At 38.7% G+C, this 24786-nt stretch carries 17 protein-coding genes; 4 read left to right on the forward strand and 13 right to left on the reverse strand.

From position 1 onward, the window contains the following. Positions 1-153 precede the first annotated feature (153 nt). From SOM16_RS08580 to SOM16_RS08590, 3 genes are all read left to right on the forward strand, one after another. A complete protein-coding gene (locus SOM16_RS08580) occupies positions 154-1062 on the forward strand; it encodes a helix-turn-helix domain-containing protein (RefSeq protein ID WP_320463585.1) in 909 nt (302 codons plus the stop codon). A gap of 103 nt (positions 1063-1165) precedes the next feature. Continuing rightward, on the forward strand, positions 1166-1909 hold the full coding sequence (locus tag SOM16_RS08585; RefSeq protein WP_320463586.1) for a hypothetical protein: 744 nt from the start codon (positions 1166-1168) through the stop codon (positions 1907-1909). A gap of 1617 nt (positions 1910-3526) precedes the next feature. Continuing rightward, a complete protein-coding gene (locus SOM16_RS08590) occupies positions 3527-4576 on the forward strand; it encodes an alpha/beta hydrolase (protein ID WP_320463587.1) in 1050 nt (349 codons plus the stop codon). 265 nt (positions 4577-4841) lie between these two features. Here SOM16_RS08590 and SOM16_RS08595 read toward each other — a convergent pair whose 3' ends face one another. The 8 genes from SOM16_RS08595 to SOM16_RS08630 form a co-directional block, all read right to left on the reverse strand. Beyond that, a complete protein-coding gene (locus SOM16_RS08595) occupies positions 4842-5510 on the reverse strand; it encodes a DUF3823 domain-containing protein (protein WP_320463588.1) in 669 nt (222 codons plus the stop codon). Between the two features lie 9 nt (positions 5511-5519). After that, on the reverse strand, positions 5520-7376 hold the full coding sequence (locus SOM16_RS08600) for a RagB/SusD family nutrient uptake outer membrane protein (RefSeq protein WP_320463589.1): 1857 nt from the start codon (positions 7374-7376) through the stop codon (positions 5520-5522). A gap of 7 nt (positions 7377-7383) precedes the next feature. Continuing rightward, entirely contained in the window at positions 7384-10515 is a 3132-nt protein-coding gene (locus SOM16_RS08605) for a TonB-dependent receptor (protein WP_320463590.1), read from the reverse strand. Positions 10516-10699: 184 nt separating this feature from the next. Next, a complete protein-coding gene (locus tag SOM16_RS08610) occupies positions 10700-11707 on the reverse strand; it encodes a glycoside hydrolase family 43 protein (RefSeq protein WP_320463591.1) in 1008 nt (335 codons plus the stop codon). 275 nt (positions 11708-11982) lie between these two features. Beyond that, positions 11983-12876: a bestrophin family protein gene (locus tag SOM16_RS08615; protein WP_320463592.1), complete on the reverse strand. Its 894-nt coding sequence runs from the start codon at positions 12874-12876 to the stop codon at positions 11983-11985. 128 nt (positions 12877-13004) lie between these two features. Further along, positions 13005-14441, reverse strand: coding sequence for a PAS domain-containing sensor histidine kinase (locus tag SOM16_RS08620; protein ID WP_320463593.1), 1437 nt, complete (start codon positions 14439-14441; stop codon positions 13005-13007). 66 nt (positions 14442-14507) lie between these two features. Beyond that, positions 14508-14879: a response regulator gene (locus SOM16_RS08625; RefSeq protein ID WP_320463594.1), complete on the reverse strand. Its 372-nt coding sequence runs from the start codon at positions 14877-14879 to the stop codon at positions 14508-14510. A gap of 6 nt (positions 14880-14885) precedes the next feature. Continuing rightward, entirely contained in the window at positions 14886-16430 is a 1545-nt protein-coding gene (locus SOM16_RS08630; RefSeq protein WP_320463595.1) for a PAS domain-containing sensor histidine kinase, read from the reverse strand. Positions 16431-16797: 367 nt separating this feature from the next. Between SOM16_RS08630 and SOM16_RS08635 the strand changes: the two genes are divergently transcribed. After that, positions 16798-16983, forward strand: a complete 186-nt coding sequence (locus SOM16_RS08635; protein WP_154280704.1) for a CsbD family protein — start codon at positions 16798-16800, stop codon at positions 16981-16983. 160 nt (positions 16984-17143) lie between these two features. On the opposite strand, the gene SOM16_RS08640 is transcribed toward SOM16_RS08635, so the two are convergent. From SOM16_RS08640 to SOM16_RS08660, 5 genes are all read right to left on the reverse strand, one after another. After that, positions 17144-17290: a DUF2256 domain-containing protein gene (locus tag SOM16_RS08640; RefSeq protein WP_320463596.1), complete on the reverse strand. Its 147-nt coding sequence runs from the start codon at positions 17288-17290 to the stop codon at positions 17144-17146. Positions 17291-18020: 730 nt separating this feature from the next. Further along, positions 18021-18920, reverse strand: coding sequence for a glycerophosphodiester phosphodiesterase family protein (locus SOM16_RS08645; RefSeq protein ID WP_320463597.1), 900 nt, complete (start codon positions 18918-18920; stop codon positions 18021-18023). 18 nt (positions 18921-18938) lie between these two features. Further along, complete coding sequence (locus tag SOM16_RS08650) at positions 18939-20348, reverse strand: RagB/SusD family nutrient uptake outer membrane protein (protein WP_320463598.1); 1410 nt, start codon at positions 20346-20348, stop codon at positions 18939-18941. Between the two features lie 25 nt (positions 20349-20373). After that, positions 20374-23559 (reverse strand): TonB-dependent receptor, encoded by a 3186-nt coding sequence (locus SOM16_RS08655; RefSeq protein WP_320463599.1) that lies wholly within the window; start codon positions 23557-23559, stop codon positions 20374-20376. 82 nt (positions 23560-23641) lie between these two features. After that, complete coding sequence (locus SOM16_RS08660; RefSeq protein ID WP_320463600.1) at positions 23642-24712, reverse strand: FecR family protein; 1071 nt, start codon at positions 24710-24712, stop codon at positions 23642-23644. Positions 24713-24786 lie beyond the last annotated feature (74 nt).

The following is a 24786-nucleotide window of genomic DNA, read 5'->3' on the forward strand; positions in this document are numbered from 1 at the left end:
GGAATATTAGATTTGTCGCACTCAATAACATCAGATATTCGGGACTAACTTCATCAATTACGATTAATACAATTCGGCATCATCCAGTTGTTTACATTGTGCGGGAAGTAATGGTTTTAATATTTCTGATGCTGGAATGTTAAATTAAGTCTCATGCAAAAACAGTTAAATCATAGCCCTTCAAAAAAACTTAGTATTAAAGAAAGTGAATCTGGCAAGGAAGGGATAGAAGTAGCGCGAATCAATCAGGTTAATGCTGACGTATCTTGTAATCAACCATTCAGGGCAACTTCTTATGGATTTATTCTGATGTTAAAGGGCAAAATCAGTGTTAAAACCAGCGTGAGAAACGAAATTTTGAAGGAACGTGATCTCTTTTTTATTTTTCCTGATTCGGTTTACGAGGTTCTGGATCATACTGATTTTTCATTCATCAAAATTACAGTGAGCAAAGATTACCTGTCAAAAGAGGGACTTTTTCTCTCTGCTGCTCAACAGTACACTATTTTTCAGGCTAAAGCGATCAATAAATTTTTCTTAACAAAAGATGAATACCATGACATATACCACAATGTGATTGCGCTTGAAAAGAAATTGAAAATTCCGGATGATATGCCTTTTCGGAGCGATGTAATCCGGAATAGCTTTATTGAAATTCTTTACGATTTACTGCTGTCAAATAACAGCCGTAAAGATCTTGAACCACCAAAACGGGATAGTAAATTTGAGCTCACCACCAGGTTTCTTGACTTGCTTTCTGAATTTTTCAGAACTGAACGGCAAGTTATTTTTTACGCAGGTAAGTTATTTATAACCCCCAGACATTTATCTCAGGTAGTCAAATCCGTTACGGGTAAAACTGCAGGAGAGCTAATAGATGAGATCGTAATCGGAGAAGCCAAAATTTTACTGGCTAATCATTCACTTAATGTATCAGGAGTTGCAGAGGCACTGAACTTCTCCAATTCCTCTTTCTTCGGAAAATATTTCAAAAAAAATACGAACCTATCCCCTTCTGTTTACAGAATGACAAACCGATTACCCCGCCAAACATTTTTTTAAAAATGTAACCGCCATTTTAATACATAAAGGCCAATATCTACTACATACAGACCTTGATGACGAGTATATTTTTAATGAATTTTGACGAAAAATTTTTAACAAAATGATTAGCCAGCTACCTAAAGTTGCCCCACAATACCAAAGCCAAAATAAGTTTAACTGTGATCCGACAAATTCTTCCAGCTTAATTACCATGTTCGGAAAATTTATTCTTTATGGCCTAGCCATAGTGGCTGTGGCAGAATTCCTGATGCGACAAGTAGGCCGGGAGCAACAGGAAATGAAATTTTCAGAAGATTCGCCAATAGAAACTTTACAAAGTCTATTCCTGCTGTTTTCGATCTTTGCGCTAACTTATGGAATATTGATTTATAAAAACTGGCGTCCCCTACTGCTATTAATTGCGGAGTTTCTATTCGCTTCTTTTGTGCGCGAACAGGATGCCTACCTGGATCTTCACTATTTTGATGGTGCATGGCAAATGATCGTTTTATTGTCCTTGCCTTTCCCCATCTATTATGCAATCACAAACCGTAAACTTTTACTTGAAACTTTAAAAGTTTATACTTCCCTGTTTGCCTTCGGAATGATGGTATCAGGTGTACTCACCACCTACATTTTTTCGAGATTATACGGCAGAAAAATCTTCTGGATGGCCGCCATGGAGAAGGGTTATATGCGGGATGTAAAAAATATTTCTGAAGAATCTTTGGAGACCTATGGTTATCTATTGATTTTTATTGCCAGCATAGAGATGATTTTAATGATCCAGCGAATGGATAGCAAATCAAAAAAATCTTTGAAACCAGTATCAAAAATAAGCAGCGAAAACCTTAGGGTTAGTTAAGCTTTATTAACCTAAAACCTCATGAAGGGTTGTCCCTCTTGCAAATGATTTTTACTTAATCAATCAGACTAAGTTTTAAGCCCTATAGCCTTTTACTGTTTTATAAACCTTACTACCTAATGAAGGGCTGTCCCGCAGATCAAAACGATTACCGCAGATTTTAACCTTCGTTTCTTCGGAAATCATTTTGATTTGCGAGAAAATTACTAGCCTATTGCAAATGGGTTTTTACTTCATCAATCAGACTAAGTCTTATGGCCTATAGCCTTATACTACTATATTAACCCAACTACCTAATGAAGGGTTGTCATGCAGATCAAAATGATTACCGCATATTTTAACCTTCGTTTCTTCGGAAATCATTTTGATTTGCGGGAAAATTATTAGCCTCTTGCAAATGGTTTTTACTTCATCAATCAGACTAAGTTTTAAGCCCTATAGCCTCTTACTGCTTTATTAACCTAAAACCTAATGAAGGGTTGTCATGCAGATCAAAATGATTACCGCAGATTTTAACCTTCGTTTCTGTGGAAATCATTCTGACTGGCGGGAATATTATCAGCCTCTTGCAAATGGTTTTTACTTCATCAATCAGACTAAGTTTTAAGCCCTATAGCCTTTTTACTGCTTTATTAACCTAAAACCTAATGAAGGGTTGTCCCGCAGATCAAAATGATCACCGCAGATTTTAACCTTCGTTTCTGCGGGAATCATTTTGATCTGCGGGAAATTATTAGCCTCTTGCAAATGGTTGTTACTTTATCAATCAGGCTAAGTGTTAAGCCCTATAGCCTTTTACTGTTTTATTAACCTAAAACCTAATGAATGGTTGTCGTCCAGATCAAAAATGATCACCGCAGATTTTAACCTTCGTTTCTGCGGAAATCATTTTGATCTGCGGGAAAATTGTTAGCCTATTGCAAATGGTTTTTACTTCATCAATCAGACTAAGTTTTAAGCCCTATAGCCTTTTACTGTTTTATTAACCTAAAACCTAATGAAGGGTTGTCCCGCAGATCAAAATTATTACCGCAGATTTTAACCTTCGTTTCTGCGGTAATCATTTTGATCTGCGGGAAATTATTAGCCTCTTGCAAATGGTTGTTAATTCATCAATCAGACTAAGTTTTAAGCCCTATAGCCTTTTACTGCTTTATTAACCTAAAACCTAATGAAGGGTTGTCTTGCAGATCAAAACGATTACCGTAGATTTTAACCTTCGTTTCTGCGGAAATCATTTTGATCTGCGGGAAAATTATTAGCCTCTTGCAAATGGTTGTTACTTCATCAATCAGACTAAGTTTTAAGTCCTATAGCCTTTTACTGCTTTATTAAGCTAAAACCTAATGAAGGGTTGTCGTCCAGATCAAAAATGATCACCGCAGATTTTAACATTCGTTTCTGCGGTAATCATTCTGATTTGCGGGAAAGTTATTAGCTTCTTGCAAATGGTTGTTACTTCATCAGTCAGACTAAGTTATAAGCCTACAGTCTTTTACTACTTATAAATTTAAAGGTGCGCGCACGGCTCAGGCAATTGTCAAAATCCCGGGGCTTATAAATTACGCAAACAACAAATCGTAATTTTATTGGATGAATTGTAAAAAAAGGATTTTGATGTTTAAGCTAGTTATTGTTTGTCAGCTGCTATTATCCAACTTTTTTAGCTTTGCTCAGGGAGCAAAAAACTCAACTTTTGAACAGTTTAAGAAGGACAAAAAGACCTATGAAAATTTCGAAAGACAGCATGGTCATTACGTAAAAACGAACAATGTATTAATGCACTACCTAAGCTGGGGTGATCCGAAAAATACACCACTGATTTGGATTCATGGTAGTTTAATGAATGCTTATGAACTAGCGCCAGTGGCTGATTCCTTAACGAATGCCGGGTATTATTTAATTGCTATTGATTATTATGGACATGGTAAAACACCCATTCCAGAGAAAGAAGTTTCACTTTACCATATTGCTGATGATATTATAGTTATGATGGATTCTCTTCGGATTAAGAAAGCTGTTATTGGGGGTTTTTCGAGAGGTGGTTATGTGGCTTCAGTCGTTTATCAATCATACCCGGAGCGGGTTATGTCACTAATTTTGGAAGATGGTGGTTCTGTAGCCTTTAATGCTTTTTACCATAAAATGAGTGAAAAGGAACTAGATACTAAAGCAAAAACAATGATGCTATCTCCAGCAATCGACTCCTTATACAATGGCAGTTATTCGTCTGATTTCGAAGCCTATGCAAAATTATATGATCATGAGAAAGGTGGGGATCAATTTGATCTTTTAGCTTTGATCAAACCAGCGGATAACAAATGGATTATCTATCAGGGTCTGATGGAATACTTCTCTATGGCAAATGATAAGGAATTCAGGAACTTAGTGTTACGTCCTGCTATTTCGCCCTTATACGCGGCTTCTATTACCTACATAGAACCAAAGATTATATTTAGAAATTTACATGTTCCTGTGCTTATTTTAGATCCTGTATCTGATCACGATCCTATGCCATTTACTTCGGAAAATAGTCAGCTGGCAGCGGCCCATCCCAGGTTTATTACCAGAAAAATATATGAGGGCATTGAGCATAATATCCACTATGCGAAACCGCAGCAATTTGTAAACGATTTAATAGCGTTTTTGAATAAGGTTAGAAAATAATCTACTGGTTAATATCTCGCTAATTAATAACAGGTTAACAAAAGAAACTTTTGTTTTGAATCTGTAAGCGATTGTGATAAAGGGTTGTTTTGCATATCAAAAATGAACACCGCAGATTTTAACCTTCGTTTTTGCGGAATCTCATAAATCCATGGAAAAATTATAAAAATAGTGCTCACAAAAAAGCGGAGCCGTTAGAAAAAAGGCTCCGCTAACGGAAATAAAATTTGTTAAATAGTAAATATTATTAACAGCTAAACCACTACTAAAAGTCTATTCGGTAGGGTGCAGAGAATAAGGCTTCACCTACCCCATTTGTTTTCACGGCCACCCTGGCGTACATAAAATTCCGCGAAGCTAACGCCGCCGGGATAGTTACCGAAATTGTTCCCGGTTGCCCGATCACTACATCTGCGGCAACTTTTTCTGCACTGGCATCTTGCCGGGTATTATCCACTATCATGGTAGTGCCAAGATAAATGTTTACACGCTCTAACTGGCTTGTTGCTGTAACTTGCTGTACTGTAAATGTTGCCGTTACGGTATTTCCTGATTTGCTGAAGGAAACATTATTTAGATTGAAATGTGGCACCACAGGAACATCTACCTGAGTATTTCCACTCACTTTAACTGAAATTGAGTCTGTATTGTCTATCCACGGACCGTTTCCACGCAAACGCACCAGCTTATAATCGCCATCGAACAGTGTTGCAGAGAAGGTTCCATCTTGGGCTACATAAACCGGAATTTTAGTAAAAAGAGCGTAACCACGTTGCCACAGCTCCAATTGTACACCATCAGAGCGAACGCCAACAGGTTGATTCTGAAAGATCACCCTACCAGAAAGACGGGATGTAGGTTCCTCGTAATTGTCTTTTTTGCAAGAGAAAAGTGCAATCAGGGAGAACAGTATGATATAACTTATATTTTTCATAACGATTGATTAATGAAATGGATTACGAACGATTTTAGGATTGTTATTGAGTACAGTCTGGCTAATTGAAGAATAGTAATTTCCAATCTGATAGAAACGTGGTGCTTTAAATCTTGGAGCCACTTGTTTAATAAAGATATATTTATCATTTTTTGCGGCATCGCCGGGGCGTACCACACGATAAGGATACAAAGCATAAAGCATTGCATCAGGACTACTCGTACTGCCATTCCAAACCTTATCTGCAATGCGCCAGCGGGCAAGATCCCAAACACGGTGATCTTCAAAAGCCAGTTCCACACGGCGTTCATTTCTTAATCGATCTATGGTTAAACTCGTTAAACTATTGGCTCCAAAACCAGCTCTTTCTCGTAATGTATTAATATAGGTTAAAGCGCTTCCTGTTTGGCCAAGTTCAAAGGCAGCTTCCGCAGCATTGAGGTAAATTTCACCTAATCTAAATCTGATCCAGGCAATATCCGTTCCACGGGTACGGGTACTGGCTAAAGGTGTATTATCAATAAATTTGCGCAGATAAAAACCAGTATTCGATAAATCAAGTGCAGAACGTTGTGGACCATCCAGCCCAGTTAAAAGCTTTCCATCGCTGTATCTTGCGCCTAAATCACCTTCAATAATCTGGTAAGCACTTCCATTCCATAATGCTACGCCTGCCTGAATGTTAACCGGTAAATTTCTAAAACTCGTTCCCGGATAGATCACCGTTCCATATAAGCGGGCATCCTTGTTTGCAAAAACATCCTGGGTATTGGTGTAGTAAATGTAGTCGCTATTATCTGGTGTTCTGATTTTAAGCGCTCCATCCGTACCATCTAGATATTCATATTTTTCTACCAGGTTTAAACTTGGGGCAATAGCAGAAGAAGCCAGGTTATCTTCCCTCAACGAACGGGCAATGTTATCATAGCTAAAGCCATGCTTGAAGCCTTTCGACTGTAAAAAATCCTGAATTAAAATCAGCTCCGGATTTCCGGTTTTCTTGGTTAAGGCCTCATAAAAATTCTCACCAAGGTTGGAGGAATTTGTTTTATAAAGCGAATACGGACCAGCGATTACTTGCTTCGCAGCATCTAAAGCCTTATTGTAAAAATCTGTTGCACGTTGCGCCGGGATTCCAACTTCACCGCCTGGTAATGTAATCGGACTCGCCATTAAACTATTATACTTAGCTAAAGAACCCGCATATAACATCGCTCTGCATTTTAGCGCTAATACAGTGTATTTATTCGCACGGGAGGTGCTCCCATTATTGCCAACCGTATTTACAATAGCATCAAGTTCTGAAGCAATGAAATCATAAACATCTACTTCTTTGCTTCGTGGTAATTGAAGACCGGTGGCATCGCCACTGTAATCATAAACAAGTGGTGAGGTAACTAATGGAACACCCCCCATCCTTTTTACCATTTCAAAATAATCGTACGCACGTAGAAAACGGAATTCAGCACTAAATTGTTCTTTCTGTTGCACAGTTAATTTAGCACTCTTCTGCACACCCTCAATCCCCAGATTTACGTCGCGGATAAATCCGTAATCCCAAAGTCTCCACCGGTCTACCGGGTAAGAAATGATATTATTTCGGTATTCATCCCCAGAATTTCCGCTTCCAGACCAAACGGCATCATCATAAGCGGTGTGCTCCGTCCAGCGGTTGGTTAAAGAGGCATCTGTCGGAATCCGGTTATATAAATTAGCCAGTACGCCTTCGATAAGCTTAGGGTCTCCATAAACCTGATCTTCTACCACGATACTTTGCGGCTCGCGTTCCAGGAAATCTTTTTTACAGGCCGAAAACACCGACATGAACGCGATAATTCCTATATAAATTTTAATATTTTTCATCATAAAAATCTTAAAGTGTAACGTTAAAACCGAAATTAAATAATCGCTGTTGCGGATAGACAATTCCATTAGTTGAAGAAATTTCCCCGTCGACTTCGAATTTTCTCAAATTGTCAAACGAAATCAGGTTGGTTCCATTGGCATAAACAAATATGTTTTTAAAACCTGCTTTTTCGATCCAGCTTTTTGGAAGTGAATAACCCAGCAACAAATTTTTCAGGCGGAGATAAGTTACATTGGTGATCCAGAAATCGTTGCGGTAAGAGAAGTTGGAAAGACCCGGATTATCTTTACGTAAGGCTGGATATGTACCCGGAATCCATTCACTATTCGGATTGAACGGATCTGCACGGTGCCAGCGATCATTTAGCAAATATGCCGGAGAGTTTCCATTGTTCTGAAACGGAATCTGCAATTCATATTCCCGTTGAAAGGTCTGCATACTCGCACCTGCAAAGTCAAACTGTAAAGTAATGCCTTTCCAGGTTACACTTCCATTTATCCCCACATTAAGATAAGGAAGTCCGCCTTGGGCATACCCAATTGGGCGTTGATCCATCCCGTTAATAATTCCATCACCATTGGTATCTTCAAACTTAAGATCGCCCGGCAAAAGGGTACGATTTCCTTGTCCGTCATTATTAATTGGGTAATTGTCTATCTCATCCTGTGATTGAAAACGACCGATAACATGGTGTCCAAAATTTACATCCGCCCAACGGTCTACACCAGAATTGCGGTATTCATCCCATGAGTTACCAAAACGTGGCTTATAATAATCCAGGGTGCGCAAGCGCGATAATGTCGCATTTACACCGATGGAATAATCAACTTCCCTGATTTTACTCCGGTAAGTGACAATCCCTTCCATTCCGCGGTTTGCATCAGCGTTGAGGTTATCATTTGGTAATGAATAACCCACTTCGCTCGGCAGTAGAATATCATATCTTGGTGCAGGTAATCCGGTTCGTTTACGTTCAAAAAAATCAACAGAACCTGTTAGCTTATTATTAAAAAGGGCAAAGTCGACACCGATATTTTTTGCAATACTGGTAATCCATGATAAATTGGTGATGGGCAAACCCCTCGGCGAAACGCCAGTAACCAATGAACCATTAAAGACAGCGCCACCATTGGCATAATCATAACCTTGCAGGTAACTAAAAGGAGCAACCAATGGCTGAGTAGTGTCGCCATACGGCTGACGATCGGTACCCGTCTGTCCATAAGACACCCGAAGTTTCAGGTTATCCACAAATTTGATGTTGCGAAAGAAGTTTTCCTTAGAAACTACCCATCCTGCAGATACGCCGGGAAAGAACCCGAACCGATTTTCTTTTCTGAACAGAAACGAACCATCGTAACGGCCCAATGCCTCTAAAAGATATTTTTGCTTGTAGTTATAGTTTAATCGGCCAATGTAACCTGCCCTTGCAGAAACTCCGTAAGTATTACCTAAAAATGTTTGATCTGCAAAGTAGATTAATGGCACGGTGTTATTAGGCGGGTTACTGATCATCTCTACATAATCATCGGTAGAATCGTACCGCTCGTAAGCAGCCACCACATCGAAAGAGTGATCACCGATGCTTTTAGCATAATTCAATTGAAACTGACCGAAGTTTTCTGCAATCTCTCTTCGCTCCTTTCTTCTGAACGGATTCTGGTTTCCTCCATTTATATTATAGCTATTCGTAGCCGGATCATAAGTATAAGCATTATAGGTATACTCAAAGTTCTCCCCTACATAAGTGGTATAATTATAAGAGTAAGTTGCTTTCGCAACCAGGCCAAAAGGGAAACTATATTGCGTATAGAAATTTGACTTCAAAGCCCGCCAATCGTTGTCAGCATAACCTGAAATTTCTTCTTCATACGTCGCCGGATTTACATTGATGTTGTGCGTAGCATTGATATAGTTCGGGTTATCATTTGCGTACGGACGTTCTGTTGGCCAGTTGGTATACAAACTCAGCAGCGGATTAAAGTAATCATCATATCCTGGTACACCAGATTGATGACGACGCTCCAACCTCCCGGCGATTTGCGTTCCAATTTTTAAGCCTTTTGCTAAACCGGCGTCTAAGTTCGCCTGAATGTTGGTACGGTTAAAACTAAAATCCTTTATCACGGCTTCTTGATTCAGGTGCGTAGCGGAGATAAAGAAGTTGGTATTGTTAGATCCGCCTGAGGCATTAGCAGATAGATACCGCTGTGGCACATTTGGTCTAACAATAAAATCATAATAATCAAAACTTTGAAAGCCTGGTTCCGTTCCAGCTTTCCATTTATCTAATAGTTCACGTGTCCAGATACTTGGTCTTTTCAAATTCTGATCAGACTCTGCCAGCGCCCTTACATAATCGCCTGCATTCGCTGGTTTTGGCATTCGGGTAAAATTTTGAAGCCCGTAGTAAGAAGAAACATTTATCGTTGTTGGCTGATTGGAGCGACCTTTCTTTGTGGTAACCAACACCACACCATTGGCAGCACGAAGCCCATAAATAGCAGCGGATGCATCTTTTAGGATGGAGATACTTTCAATATCATTTTGCCCAAGGTTGTTAAACTGCCCTGCATCAGATGGAATTCCATCAATCACATAAAGTGGCTCACCCATATTCCTGATCTGCAAGCCTGTTGTACCTCCCGGGCGGGCATCTGTTTGGCGGGTATTAACACCCTGAATTTTCCCAACCAGTGCGCCAGAAGTGGTAATGGCCGGGGTACGCATTAGTGCATCAGATTTAATATCACTTACCGCTCCGGTAATGGTTGATCTTTTTTGTGCACCATAACCCACCACAACCACCTGTTCCAATGAATTATCCTGCGCAGTTAACGAAACGTTGATAGAAGTACGTTGCCCCACAACAATTTCCTGTGTATTGAAGCTGATATAAGAAAAAACTAACGTAGCTTGTGGATTGGGGACATTAATGCTATAATTTCCGTTTGGGTCGGTTTTTACACCGTTTTTAGTACCCTTTACAACGATGTTTACATCAGGCATTCCCAGACCTTTTTCATCCAGCACTTTTCCTTTTACGGAAATCTGGGCGAACGCGATAAACGAAAAAAACGTCAGAACGACGGTTAAAATCGCTTTAAAAAACGTCCTTTCATAGATAAAGACTTTCATAAGATAAGATTTATTGGTTTATATTGGTTAATTCGAAATAGTAGAGCCACAGCTGTCCACCAACCCATGCCTATTTTATTAAGGCACGGTTAAAGTGACAGCATGCAACTCAATGACAATACACTGTAAAACTGATGCAAAGCTTGTTAAAAGACCAATTAGTTACTTTGGTCTATAACTTCGGTTACTTTGCCTTTCCCCACAATCCTTCTGAAGTCATTTGAACACGCTTCATGGTACCGTCTTTATTATAGTATAGGTGATCGATAGACACTGATCGCCTGTAACTCCCCCCGCCTGTTTCTATCCCCCCGTTATGGTAAATAAAATACCAATTCCCCTTGAACTGTACAATTGCCTGATGGTTGGTATTGCTGTTACCAGCCAGTTCGTTTAAAATTCCTTTGTATTCCCATGGTCCGTTAATATTGTTGCTCATGGCGTAAGCTGTTTTCTCAGGAAACCCGGTTGCATAGGATAAATAGTACGATTTACCTCTTTTGTGTACCCAAGGTGCCTCTGTAAATTTCGATAAATTAACAGGCATGATTTCACCTTCGGTTTCGACCATGTTTTCCTTAAGTTTGATGTAGTAGCATTGGGTATTGCCCCAGAATAGATAAGCTTGTCCATCGTCATCAATAAAAACGGTAGGATCAATATCATCCCAGCTAATGTTTGTCCATTTGGTAGTCATCTCATTAGTGATGAGTGCTGTACCTATCGCGTCTTTAAACGGACCAACAGCGCTATCTGCAACGGCAACTCCTATTGCCTTTCCTTTTTTTCCATTTTCATTTTTATGTTCTGTGGAAACATAAAAATAGTATTTACCATTGCGGGCAATTACCTGCGATGCCCAGGAGGTTTGCCCAACAGACCAGCTGAAATCTTTGTTTCGGAGTGGAATTGGATGTTCAGTCCAGTTGATAAGATCTTTTGAAGAAAAAACAAGCCAGTTAGGCATCTCGTAACCTTTTCCTTCTCCAGTATCCTGACCTGCGTAGATGTAAAAAGTATCACCAACTATTAAAGCAGCAGGATCTGCGGTATATTTATGTTTAAATAATGGATTTCCAGAAGTTTGGAAGGAGGTTTGAATCGTTTCAGCACCTTTGGTTTCGGCAGACTGTGCATATACAAATTCAAACGCAAAAACTTGCATTGCGATCAAAACGAACGTTAATTTCATAGCGATATATTTGGTTAGCCCTTTTCTAAACAACTATATAAAATCGGTTTTAGAACCAGATTTTTAAAAGCAATCTTGTAAGGTACTCTCAAATATAATGATAAAATTTATAAACGTCCAAATAACGTTTTTTTTTATTTTTTACTCTTGTTTCATTACTGATGATCCATCTACTCAGCGCCCGAACCTCCATATTAATTAAAAAACAGTCTTATTTGATTATCCTAGAGTTTAGATAAATGAACGAGAATAATGAAATGAAAAGATAAGAATGACTAAACGGCATAATAGCTAGCAGGCGGTAATGGAGCTGGCACATCATTTTCATCAAGCATTTGTTTAATGTTGATTTCAATATTTGTGGCGATAGTGGTCACCGCTGTATCTGTTGGCTTGTTATTGAAAGGATCTTGTAGGTGCGAAGCTGATTTTTCCAATAAAAAGAATGCAGACGAGATTACCAATAATAAAGGGATCTCAAAAAAGCTGTCTATATTCCGCAATGCGATGGAAAGTGTAACCACAAAAATATAGATAAAGAAATGAAGAAACAGGCGGTAAGTGGTTGGAAACACGGTGCTTTTTATACGCTCAGCCATCCCCATCTCGTTTGAAAAGTTCACTAATGTGCTGTTAATCTGTACATGGCTAAACAATTCCAGCGCACCTCTTTCCCTTAGTGCGGCAATCTGCAGCGTATTTAGCTGTAGTAGTGCGAGTGGCTTGTTACTATGTTTACTGATACTTTTTATATCTTTTTCGCTGATAAAACGATCTAGGTTTTCCAGCGGATCGTTTCCACGTAAACTCTGTCCGAGACTAAAACACCACGCAATATGCCTGTAAGCGATTTCTTTTATTTCATCACGCTTCTCTGCAGATACAAATGATTGAAGCTGTAAAACAAAACTTCGGCTATCATTCACTATACTACCCCAAACTTTACGGGCTTCCCACCATCTATCGTACGATTGGTTGATTTTAAAGGACAAAATCACTGAAATGGCCGTTCCAATAAATGTTGGAATGGCGATAGGCATTTCCGGAATCAGATTTTTATATTCTCCGGTAAGGTAATTTACCAATAAACCAATTATAAGTACATAAAGCACTTCTAGTTTTATCTTCTTTAGGATATAGCTCGCGGGAATTCTCTTATTTAAAAGCATCTGTATTTAAGTATTTCGATTTAAAAATATAAAACCATCTCTATCAACGCTGAGCTACCTTCATTTATTTTAATCAATAGTGTTTTGGCAAAAGACCAAGGTGTCCAAATAAAAGTCCTGAATAGCTACTATTTTGGAAGAATAAACCAAAATTCGCTTCCTTCACCATAATCGCTTGTTACGCCAATTTTACCATCATGTTTTTTGATGATCTCGGCAGAAATGTAAAGGCCAAGTCCTAACCCGGAATATTGACTTCCTTTGGCATCTACCCGGTAATAGCGATCAAAGAGGTGAGCAGCTTTTTCATACTCTATTCCGGGCCCGGAATCAATAACCGAAATTTTAATGGCGTCTCCCAGATCAAGTGCCTTTACACGGATGATTTTTTCATCGGGCGCATACTTTATTGCATTGTTTATGAAGTTGATGATCACTTGCTGAATCCGATCAGAATCGCCAATAATGTCTGCGAAAAGATCACCTTCTATTATAATTTTGTAAATTCCTTCCCGGTTAATGTGGGCACAACATTCATTAACAGCATCTACAATATTAAAGGGCTTCTTGTTTAAGTGTAGCTGGCCTTCATTCATTTTGCTGGCGTTCAATAAATCCTCAATTAAGGTGGTTACTTTCTTTAGTCCCTTATTAGCCTGATCAATCAGGCCTGCTAACTTTGGATCTCCTTTAGGTTTGTTTCGTTCCAGTAACTGAAGTGTGCCACTCAAAATAGTGATAGGCGTACGAAGTTCATGACTTGCAATGCTAATAAAATCATCTTTGTATTGATCTGCTTTCTTTTCTTTGCTTACATCCTGAACAGTTCCCAAAAGTTTATGCGCGGTATTTTCACCTGGCTCCATACGTCCCTGTAAATGAACCCACTTGAGCACATTTGGTGCAATTTTTACTCTGCCTACAAAATCAATAGATCCGTTAACAGGTATGTTATTCAATAAGGTCTCGATTTCAGTCGCATCTTCTTCAATAAACCTTGCAATTAATAACTTCACATCAAGCTTTATATCAGCAGCTTTTAAACCAATTATTTCATTAAGCCCTTCAGAATGAATCACCTCTCCACTCTCCAGGTTCAACTCAAAAACGGCCATACGCGAATACTGTAATGACATGTTCAGGCGTTTCTCACTTTCCTGGTAACTTTTCATGAAGGTATAATCATCCAGTACGGTATAAGCAAAGCGTTTATTACCATCACTAAAAACAATTGTGGTTACATGAACCCATACAATGCCGCCGCCTTTCGTTTTTAAGCAGGCCTCTAGTTTAAAAAACGGTTTACCACGAAACCACATTTCATGCTGAAGATTTTCCCAGGATGCTATATGTTGTTTACAGGCAAAATCCATAATCTTCTTACCACAAATTTCTGCTCTCGTGTATCCCAAAAGATCCGTTAAGGCATCATTCACTTCAATAATCACCAAATTTTCATCGATAATCTTTGTGGCGGCAGAGGTCAGGGAAAATATCGTTCTAAAACGGTCTTCACTTTGTATGTACTTTGCTTTATAGTCTTCCTCCTGTATCACTGATTTCATCTTTTCTTCCTATATACTATTTTAAAAAATTATATTTTCTTTAACAAAGTCTATTGCAGTTCAATCCTAGTTTTGATTAATTAAACGGTCTACCATATTCATTAACTCATCAAAATCAAATGGTTTGGATATGTAGCCTGATGCACCCGCTTTTGAAGCAATCTGCTGACCTTCTCTACTGGCAGAAATAATGATAACCGGAAGATCTTCTGTTGAAGGATTTTTACGGAGTATTTTTAATACCTGATCTCCTGATAATACTGGCATCCATAAATCAAGTACAACAAGATCCGGAGATTGGCTTTCTACTAAACCCTTTACATTCAGGCTATTTTGTTCAGCAATTATAGTATATGGAGAATCTTCGAATACCATTTCCAGCATATCTAATATTCCCTCGTCGTCGTCACATATTAAAATTTTCTTCGTCTCGTTCATTAGGCTCTAATTATTGGTATTGATTGGTAGTGTAAAACTGAAAGTAGATCCCTTGCCTTTTTCACTTTCTACCCAAAGTGTTCCGTTATGGTTTTTTATAATTTGTTCACAGATATATAAGCCGATGCCCATTCCTGGGAAACGTTGCTGAATTTCTCCGGCACGGAAGAAGCGCTCAAAGATTTTTTTCTGGTCTTCTGAACTGATTCCCATTCCCTCATCGGTAACTGACACCTTTACAAATTCGCTCACTTTCGAGATATGAACATATACCTGATCTGCTTCTGGAGCATATTTTATGGCATTTGATAGCAGGTTATTAAGTACCTGAATAATATGAGATTCATCTGCAGAAACAGAAATACCAGAGTGTCCGGTAATCAGGATCTTATGGTTAACCGACGCAGATTGAATGGCATCTACCGTTTCCTTCACCATTTTATCAAAATCAAAAGGTATTTTATGCAATTCGATATTACCGGTCTGGATTCGGGAAACATCCAGCAGTTCGGCAATCAGGTTGTTTAAACGATCCAGATATTGGGAAGTTTTACCCAGCATATTTTTAAACCGATCGCTTGCATTATCTGGTATCATCCGCTCCATGGCTTGCACATATCCTTTAATGGTCGTGAGCGGGGTTTTAAGTTCGTGGCTCGCAATGGAAAGGAAATCATCTTTCCTGCGTTCAATTTCTCTTTTCTCTGTTATGTCTTCGATGGCCAGGAGAATCTGGTCCTTAAACTGCCCTTCGAGCTCTATACGGTAAGCATTTAACAGCATTAGCTTTCTGCCAATATGCGGAAAATCGTGCTCTACCTCAAAATCTTCTACCGGGTTATTGGTGGGCAAAATATCGACTAACAACTCCCTGAGTTTTGGAATATCCCATTGATGGTTTCCCAATTCATATAAATTGGTGCCGACTGTTTCCTCGGATGTTACTTTAAAAGTTTTAATGAAGTGATCATTTGCACTAACTACACAAAAATCAGGATCTAAAACAAGAAGACTTTCACGTACGGTTTGAATAATACTGGATAGAAAAAGTTCGCTTTCCCGAAGGTTACGGGTACGATCTGCAATCTGCCTTTCCATAGATTCCTGCTGCTGTCTGAAATCTTGTTCTATTTTTTTGCGTTTGGTAATATCATTTTGAACGCCAATAAAATGGGTAACGTTGTTATGATCATCAATAACCGGCGAAATGAAAAGTTCGTTCCAGAAAAGATCACCATTTTTACGGTAATTGCGGATTTCTATTGTACAGCCTTTTCCTTGCGATACTGCTTCACGAATTATTGCTCTTTCAGTTTGTGAACGGTCTTCGCGTTGCAAAAATCTACAATTATGACCAATAATTTCAGATCTGGTATAACCACTGATTTTTTCGAAAGCGCTGTTACAGTAAATAATCGGGTTATCTGGTTCGCGATTGTCGGTGATGATAATGCCGGAAACAGAAGCATCTATCGCTCTGATGAGCAATTCAAAATCCTGGCTAACATCATTATTGGAGAATGGAAACTTCTCTCTATCAGGTATATTCATTTGTCTATTTAATCTGTCCTACTGATTTATACTCAATGGATTTCGTTCACTAATAGAATAATCCATTTTGGTTGATTTACAAATGCCATGCCTTTTCCCGGTAGAAAATGCAGACGAATAGATAGATTAACTAAAAAAGAAGGATTTAGTTTTTAATGAATAAAAAAACTAAATAGTTGTTTAATAGCGGCTAGTGAACCAGCATTGCCTACCGATATTGCTTAAATCCTAAAACAGCTTTAAAACTCAGGCTACTTTAATCAACCTGGTCAATTAATTAGCGCAAAATGGAGTATGTTTTTTAAGCAATTAAAAACATAACATGGCACATCGTGTTTATTACTCAACGAAACTTAAATATAATACTATGGACAAGCTAGAATTAAAAGGAGCATGGAATGAGCTCAAAGGAAAAGTAAAACAAGCTTATGGTGACTTTACTGACGATGATCTGAAACATGAAGAAGGTAAAGATGATGAGCTTTATGGAAGAATTCAACAAAAAACCGGAAAAACCCGTGATGAGGTAATTACATGGTTAAAATCATTGTAAATAAATACAAGCGCCACACTTAGTTAAAATCTGATTGTGGCGTTTTTCTTTTTTAAACTTTAACATATAAAAGTTAGATCATATCAATCATTTGAATATTTGCGTTCTGCAAATTTCAGCAACACTAAGGCCAATACTTTTACCTGCTTAAAATTCTGACTTAATTACTTCTTTTTGTATTTGCACATTTTTTACTGCAGTAAATAACGGTATCCCAGTTGTTTTCCCATTTCTTTCGCCAAGTGAAAGGGCGTTTGCAAACGGGACAAACTTTACTCGGTAAATTTTCTTTTTTGACTCCTTTCATGGTGTATCTCTATTTTTATTTATTCGATTTGGCTATCGAAGTAGCAACCTTCTCAAAATCATTTTATACAGTAAAACCTGTTTGATAAGAGACATCAATGCTGCTGTTTCGATGCAAAACATATTAAACAATAAAACCTTGCAAAATTGCAAGGTTTTATCTATCATCAGCTACCTATCCGGATATTTGAAGATAGGAAATGTACTAACGTTTTAATACATTTCATTGTGAATCTAAATCGTCCCGTTGATTTAATTCTAACGGGTTGGAAAGATCAATTATGATGCCCGAGACATGCTGTAAATCATTAAGGGTAATATTACCTGAAGAAATCACCTTTTTTAAATATTCGATTTAGTATTCCTAGAAATACAAAAACAGATCACAAAACACTATACCAGGATGCAAATAGCTGAAAAATAAACATTTACCTACAGTCAGATCCTATTAATTACTTTTAGGCAGGATGATTATTTATTCTGTCAATCTGCACATACATTTTTTACTAAAAGCTTAACATTTCGTATCAAATAAGGTACAATATGAAGAAATATGTTCAACCCATTGCCTGTTTCTCTTTCCCAATCCAAACGCGCTCCAAGTCTATTATTTTTAACTTATTGCCTGGTTTCTAGTGCTAGCGCAGATCTCCTGTGGTGAATCTTAAGTTATCTATAGGAGATTAATTCATCATCTATAGTTTCAATTCATCAAATGAATATTGCTTCATTTAAAGATGCAACTTTTTCGTCTTTAAGTATTCTATGAGTTCTTTTGGCCGGTCGGTCTGGATCATATTTGCCTTTTGCTTTACTAACCAACCCCAGGTTTCATCTTTTTTATTTTCTTCCACTGCCTGGTCATCATCATGACCTCCATTTTGTTCAGGCCATAAACTATTAATCCAAAGGCCATAATTTGATCTAAATGCTTCCAGGTGTTTTAAAATGGCCAAAGTATCCGTATTAAAATTAGCCTGTAACACCGTACGCTTATGCGGCTTATAACTATTTATTATTTGTAAAGCATCGGGCCTTTTCATATCAACAATAGGCATAATGGTAATATCATCATCAATTTTACCTTGCTCCTGTTCAATTGTGGTAAGAGGGGTACTGCCTTTTACATTCACAATGGCTTGCCTAATCATTCCGGCTTCCCGAAGTTCCTTAATTACCTGTGGGTAATAATCATAACCTTTATCTACATCTATAATAATGTGATCTTTTGCAATGCTGAGTATTTCTTTAAAAGTGGGTATTTGATGTTTAGTGGGATGCCCTGAGCCGGAACGGAGGTAAAATTTTTGAATTTCTGCCAGGGTATAATCAGCAACATCACCTTTACCAGTAGTTGTCCGGTCGATATCCCGGTCATGCATAATTACCAGATATCCATCTTTTGTCTTTTTTAAATCCAGTTCCATGATATCCACTCCCATTGCGATGCAGTTTTTAAGTGCTTGAATAGAATTTTCCGGGGTATTGCGCCAGTCGCCGCGGTGCGCTGTTACCAATACCATTTTACTATTAGGATTAAAGACCTGGTTAAGATTTAACTCCGGTTTAGATTGAGCAAACCCGCTCAGGGAGATCAGCATGAACGATAGCTGCAGAATAACTTTTTTCATTTTAATATTGTTTTAAGATTATGGATTTTGTTTGATGGATGGGTCTGTATCTATCTGATCTTGTGGAATGGGTTGCAAAAGATCGCGGTCTGCAATTCTAGTAGTTATATTTTGTGAGGCGAACCATGCATTCATCACCGGAACAGCCGTATTTGTTCGCAATAAATCGAACCAACGATCTCCTTCACCAATAAGTTCTAATCTTCTCTCCAGCATAATGGCTGCGCGGATTTCTGTTTGGCTTTGAAGTGTAATATCAACCAGGCCAGCCCTTTTACGGACTAAATTCAATGCGTTTTTCGCATTTTGTGCATTACCCAATTCATTTTCTGTCTCTGCCAGCATTAGCAATACATCGGCATAACGTAGCACCACGAAATTACTTCCTCCATCAACAGGTGTAGTTGTAGATGCTTTCAACTTGATTGAAAACGGTGTACCAGCGCTGGTAAGCCCGACATAAGCAGTTTTACGTTTATCGCCAGCACTATAGAGCTGATAAAAACTTTTAGTGGGTAGATTATGTCCCTTAGCACCACTAATACTGCCTGATGGACTAAATTGCTGATAGGCAGAACTTCCTTCGCTATTTCCATTTAGGCCGGAAGCAAATTGAACAGCAAAAATAATTTCATTGTTGTTCTTATTGTTTAACGCAAAAATATCTGCCGGATCATTTAATAACTGGTGTTTTCCGGAAGCTACCACATCGGCCAGTACCGCTTTACTTTCGCTAAACTTACCCAGCGTAAGGTATACTTTTCCAAGGAGCGACTGAGCAGCAGTTTTAATGGCTTTTCCTGGTGTATTGGTATTTACAGGTAATTCCTGGATGGCGCTGGCTAAATCTGTAGTGATCTGCGTGTATATTAAATCTTTACTGCTGCGGCCTTGACCAAAAAACTCATTTGGATTGCTGGTTTCTTTGGTTACCAACGGAACATCACCGAAAACCCTTACCAGGTTAAAATAGAGCAGCGCCCGGATGAAGTGCATCTCGCCCTTTCTGGCTTGCTTATTTGCAGAAACGCTGTAAGAAATTCCATCAACCCTGTTTAAAACGGTATTGGCACGTTGAATACCCTGATATGAATTTTTCCAAAAATCTGAAAGCATACCATTGGAGGCAACGGTGGTAAACTGATCAAGTTGACCATACATCCCACCATCATTTGCAGGTACTTCATCAAATGTATTATCTGACGGAATTTCTCCGATAGCAGGCAAATAAAGCCCGTAAAGTCCGTTCGACTGTAAAGTACCATATACGGCATTGATATATTCTTCCACCTCAGTTTCTGTGTTTAGAAAATTACCCAGAGATTTAGAAGTGATGGGCTGCTGATTTAGTTCTTTTGTACAGGAAGCAAGAGCCAGAAGGCAAAGCAGGCTTCCGGCATACCCAATTTTATTAATTATTTTTTTCATTTGATTGATATTGAAATACATGACGTTAAAAAGTTAGGTTAAAGCCTGCTACAAAAGATCTGGCCACCGGGTAATTAGAATATGAATACCCGGATGTAAGCACATTATCGCTTGTGGCATCTGGATTAAAACCGCGGAAACTGGTAATGGTGAGCAGGTTATTACCAGTTACATATACACTTGCTCTGGATATTTTTAGCTTAGAAAGTAAATTGGATGAAAAATTATAGGTGAACTGAACATTGCGCAACCGGATATAATCTGCTTTCTGGAAGAAGACACTAGAGGCATTGGTATTTAATCTGTTGGCGGAATAATTCGTATTCGGCTGGGCCAAAAATCCATTTGGATTATTTACCGGATGGTATCGGTTTTCGAAGTAATACTGATCTGCCATAGAGAAGCCTTCGCCAGATTCCATATTTAACAAACCATTATCGTAGATTTTTCTTCCGGAAATGCCATTGATGGAGAAACTTAATTCCAAGCTTTTATAAGCAAAACTGCTATTAAATCCGTAAGTAATCTTCGGTGCGTACGTACCAAAGCCCATGCGGTCATCAGGCGTTATTTTGCCGTCATTGTTTACATCCTGCACAATATAATCACCTAATAAGGTACCTGTAATATGCGGGCTACTATCTATCTGGCCTTGATTTTTATAAATTCCTGTTACGTTATAACCATAGAGTTCTGCAATGGGTCCACCTACCTTTGTTCTAAACGCACTATTAGAACCAGTAACAATCTGATTCTGCCCCGGACCAAGTTCGAGCACATTATTTTTATTGGTGGCAATATTGGCACCAAAGTTCCAGCTTAGAGGTCCTAGCTTAATATTATTGCCAGATAATTCCAGCTCAAAACCCTTATTACTGGCCCGACCTACATTTTGCAATGCACTATCATAACCAGATTGTGCCGGTACCGGAACCTGTAGTAATAAATCAGATGTAACCATAGAATAGTAATTGGCAGAGAGATTTAAGACTTTTAAGAAACCCAAATCGAATCCAAAATTATAGGATGTTTTGGTTTCCCAGGAAAGTGTACTATTAGTAGGGTTTACTGCTGCAAAACCTGGTAGCAATGTTGCACCACTTACATAATTTAACGGATTTGCCAAAGCGAAGGAACTATAATTACCGATTTGATTATTCCCTGCTTTACCATACGTTGCCCGTAATTTGAGCAAGTCTATCCAGCTGGTTTTTGGGAAAAAGTCTTCCCGGTTTACAATCCATCCAGCGGTTAGCGAAGGGAAATTACCCCATTTTGCATCTTGCCCAAATCTCGAAGAACCATCTCTTCTAATGGCTGCAGAGAATAAATATTTATTTGCATAAGCATATTGCAACCTGGCCAGATAAGACAATTGTGTCCAAACGTATCGGCTTGGCACCACAGCAAAAGAAGAAGCACCTGCAATATTATCGATGTTGTTATCGGGTATTCCCGTTCCGGAAACTACTGTACTGTTACCCGATTCTTTTTGAAAAGTTGTTCCGGCTAATATGTTAAAGTCGTGTTTACCAAAAGTCTTGTCATAATTTAAGGTATTCTCCCAAAGGTAATTGATCACCGAACCTTTTGTTTCACTGGCTCTTGCAGGCTTTGGTGTCGCGGTGCGGTATTCGCCAACATCAGATGGTGTAAAGAAATCTACAAAATTACTGCTGTAATCTCCACCAATCAACGATTTAAAAGTTAGTCCGTCTACAGGTTTAAAATTAACATAGGCATTTCCAAAAGTGCGGAACAGATTTTTGTTGAATTTTGTTTTTTCCATAATGGCCACCGGATTTTCTCCCAGCGCTCCATCTTCTGCAGTATTGGCTGTAATTTGCTGACTGATGGCTAAAGAGCCATCGGCATTTCTTGCAGGGAAGAAAGGATACATAATCAGTGCAGAACCAATTGCATCACTGCTCCTGCTGGCATCGTTCTGAAAAAATTTCTGCGTATTGTAACTCGGATTAACGTTTAATCCGATATCAAAAGATTTGGAAATTTTTGTATCAAATTTAAACGACATGCTGTACCGTTTTAAGCCAGTTCCCACCACAATTCCATCCTGATCAAAATAATTACCAGAAAAATAATACTTCGATTTTTCATTCCCGCCCGAAACTGCAACATTGTAACTGCTGATGGGGGCTGTACGGAAAATTTCATCAAGCCAATCCGTATTGTTTAAACCTGGCTGGTTATTCAGGTAGGGCTGAATATAGTTCAGTCTCAAATCTCTCTTATTTGCACCCTTTGCAACCCGTGTTGCATAATCATCAGCTACATTTCTAAGCGCTGGATTTCTGGATACATAACCCCAATCGCGGGCTTCAGTATTCAGTTGTGCAAACTGGTAGCCATCTACCAGATCTACACCATCTGATCGGCGCTGTGCCCCGGTATAAAAATCGAATGAGACTGTATTCTTGCCTGATTTGCCGCTTTTAGTAGTAATCAAAATCACTCCGTTTGCTGCCCTCGAACCGTAAATTGCTGCCGATGCAGGGTCTTTCAAAATATCGATCGTTTCAATATCCTGTGGATTAACCGTGTTTAGGGAGCTTCCTTCTGATAGTGGAAAACCATCCACAACCACTAAAGGACTTACACCTGCGGTAAGGGTACCAATGCCACGAATCACAATCTGAGGATCTGTACCTGGCTGTGCCGAAGCATCGTTAATAACCACACCGGCCGCTTTTCCGGCAAGTTGCTGTGCAAAATTGCTTCCACTGTATTTGTTAAGCTCTTCTGATTTTACCTGGGAAATGGCTCCTGTAATTTTGGTTTTTTTCTGGCTGCCATAACCCACCACAACTACATCGTTTAAACCAGAAGAACTGGATTCCATTCTGATCAGGATGGAATTATTGGCACCAGAATTAATCAAAAAAGCTGGTGAGGTTTTCTTCTCATAGCCAATATAACTAAATGTGAAATCATATCTATTGCCACCTTTCAGGTTATTGAAAACAAAAATCCCTTTAGCATCTGTAACCGAATTTTCAGTTTTTTTTGTGGCAGGATCCATCATCAGTACGGATACGCCAGGCAGGGTTGCACCTTTCTCATCAACCACAGTCCCTTTTACGGAAGCCGTTTGCTGTGCTTGTAGCGTGAAGGCATTCATGTTAAGAAGCAGTAAAAATGCGATAAAGCAATTTAACCTTTTAAGTGTCTTTTTAAGTTTGTTTGTTTGCATGATATAGTTAAAAAATTAGGCAATAGTGTTCCACTTATCCTATTTTCAGGATAGCTGGTTTGTTTAAAAACTGATTGTTAAATTATTTTAGTTTGCTAATGATGATTTCGTTGGCGTTCCGTTTATAGGTTAATTCATTCATATTGCAGATGGTTGGCAGCATTATTTCCAATTTTTCCGTACCACTAAATGTGCCGGTAAAGTATAGCTTCTGCAGATCAGCATCATCCATTCCTTCATAGCTGATCTGAACCTGATAAAGTTTGGCAAGGCGATCAAAAACCAGATTCAATGGTGCTTCACTAAATATTAAGGGTTCAGGTACGGGCGTTTTTACCGCTGGCTTCGCTTTAGTAGAATTTCTACCTGGGCTGAAGTGAGTTACCAATTGTTCTTTCTGTCTGGTATTGATGTAGAGCTGCTCTCCGGGAATGAGGTAAACATCCTTTAAATCCATTCCACTTTTTGAGGTAGATTTAACCACTACCTTTCCTTCCAGCAAATTCACTAATATCCGATCTTTTTTGGTGGTGTTAATGGTAAACGATGTACCTAAAGCAGTTGTGGTAAAACCTCTTGCAGTTACGATGAAAGGGTGTTTTTTATCTTTAGCTACTTTAAAGGTCACTACTCCTTCCATGCTGATGCTCCTGTTTTTCCCATTAAAAGGTTCGAAATAGCTTAATGAACTTCCAGGTTGTAAGGTTACGATGGAACCATCTGCCAGAAAGATCCTCATGTTAGTTTTTCCAGAATTATAGGGCTGGCGAAGTGTTTGTATTGGTGGCTGTAAATTGCTTACGGTTACTTCGTGTTTCTGATGTGTCTGCAGCCAGTTGATAGAAAAAACTATTCCTAATCCAACCACCAATATGGCGGCAACTAATTTTAACCAATGATAAAGTACGAGGGTTTTCATCGGTGGCTTTTGCTCCTGCCTGACTATCCGGCCATGAAGCTTTTCTAAAAGATCTTGAAAACGTTTCTCCGAGATTTTTTCTTTAAGCAGATGGGTTTCACTTTCAAATTCCTGCTCCAATGCATTTTTTAAATCAACTGAATCCTTGTTGATCAGTTCATAAAGTTTGCGCTGTTCTTCAGGATTTATTTGCTTTGCCCAGAATTTTGCAATCAGTTCCTTAATTTCGTTCATCTGATTATAAATACGCTATGAACTATATTTTGGGGGTGCCATTCTGTATTATGAAAACATTAACTTACCGTTAA

This window comes from Pedobacter sp. CFBP9032 (assembly GCF_034045265.1).
Lineage (GTDB): Bacteria > Bacteroidota > Bacteroidia > Sphingobacteriales > Sphingobacteriaceae > Pedobacter.

Coding starts and splice junctions, on each gene's coding strand:
- SOM16_RS08580 (WP_320463585.1), top strand. CDS start 154: ATGCAAAAACAGTTAAATCATAGCCCTTCAAAAAAACTTAGTATTAAA.
- SOM16_RS08585 (WP_320463586.1), top strand. CDS start 1,166: ATGATTAGCCAGCTACCTAAAGTTGCCCCACAATACCAAAGCCAAAAT.
- SOM16_RS08590 (WP_320463587.1), top strand. CDS start 3,527: ATGTTTAAGCTAGTTATTGTTTGTCAGCTGCTATTATCCAACTTTTTT.
- SOM16_RS08595 (WP_320463588.1), bottom strand. CDS start 5,510: ATGAAAAATATAAGTTATATCATACTGTTCTCCCTGATTGCACTTTTC.
- SOM16_RS08600 (WP_320463589.1), bottom strand. CDS start 7,376: ATGATGAAAAATATTAAAATTTATATAGGAATTATCGCGTTCATGTCG.
- SOM16_RS08605 (WP_320463590.1), bottom strand. CDS start 10,515: ATGAAAGTCTTTATCTATGAAAGGACGTTTTTTAAAGCGATTTTAACC.
- SOM16_RS08610 (WP_320463591.1), bottom strand. CDS start 11,707: ATGAAATTAACGTTCGTTTTGATCGCAATGCAAGTTTTTGCGTTTGAA.
- SOM16_RS08615 (WP_320463592.1), bottom strand. CDS start 12,876: ATGCTTTTAAATAAGAGAATTCCCGCGAGCTATATCCTAAAGAAGATA.
- SOM16_RS08620 (WP_320463593.1), bottom strand. CDS start 14,441: ATGAAATCAGTGATACAGGAGGAAGACTATAAAGCAAAGTACATACAA.
- SOM16_RS08625 (WP_320463594.1), bottom strand. CDS start 14,879: ATGAACGAGACGAAGAAAATTTTAATATGTGACGACGACGAGGGAATA.
- SOM16_RS08630 (WP_320463595.1), bottom strand. CDS start 16,430: ATGAATATACCTGATAGAGAGAAGTTTCCATTCTCCAATAATGATGTT.
- SOM16_RS08635 (WP_154280704.1), top strand. CDS start 16,798: ATGGACAAGCTAGAATTAAAAGGAGCATGGAATGAGCTCAAAGGAAAA.
- SOM16_RS08640 (WP_320463596.1), bottom strand. CDS start 17,290: ATGAAAGGAGTCAAAAAAGAAAATTTACCGAGTAAAGTTTGTCCCGTT.
- SOM16_RS08645 (WP_320463597.1), bottom strand. CDS start 18,920: ATGAAAAAAGTTATTCTGCAGCTATCGTTCATGCTGATCTCCCTGAGC.
- SOM16_RS08650 (WP_320463598.1), bottom strand. CDS start 20,348: ATGAAAAAAATAATTAATAAAATTGGGTATGCCGGAAGCCTGCTTTGC.
- SOM16_RS08655 (WP_320463599.1), bottom strand. CDS start 23,559: ATGCAAACAAACAAACTTAAAAAGACACTTAAAAGGTTAAATTGCTTT.
- SOM16_RS08660 (WP_320463600.1), bottom strand. CDS start 24,712: ATGAACGAAATTAAGGAACTGATTGCAAAATTCTGGGCAAAGCAAATA.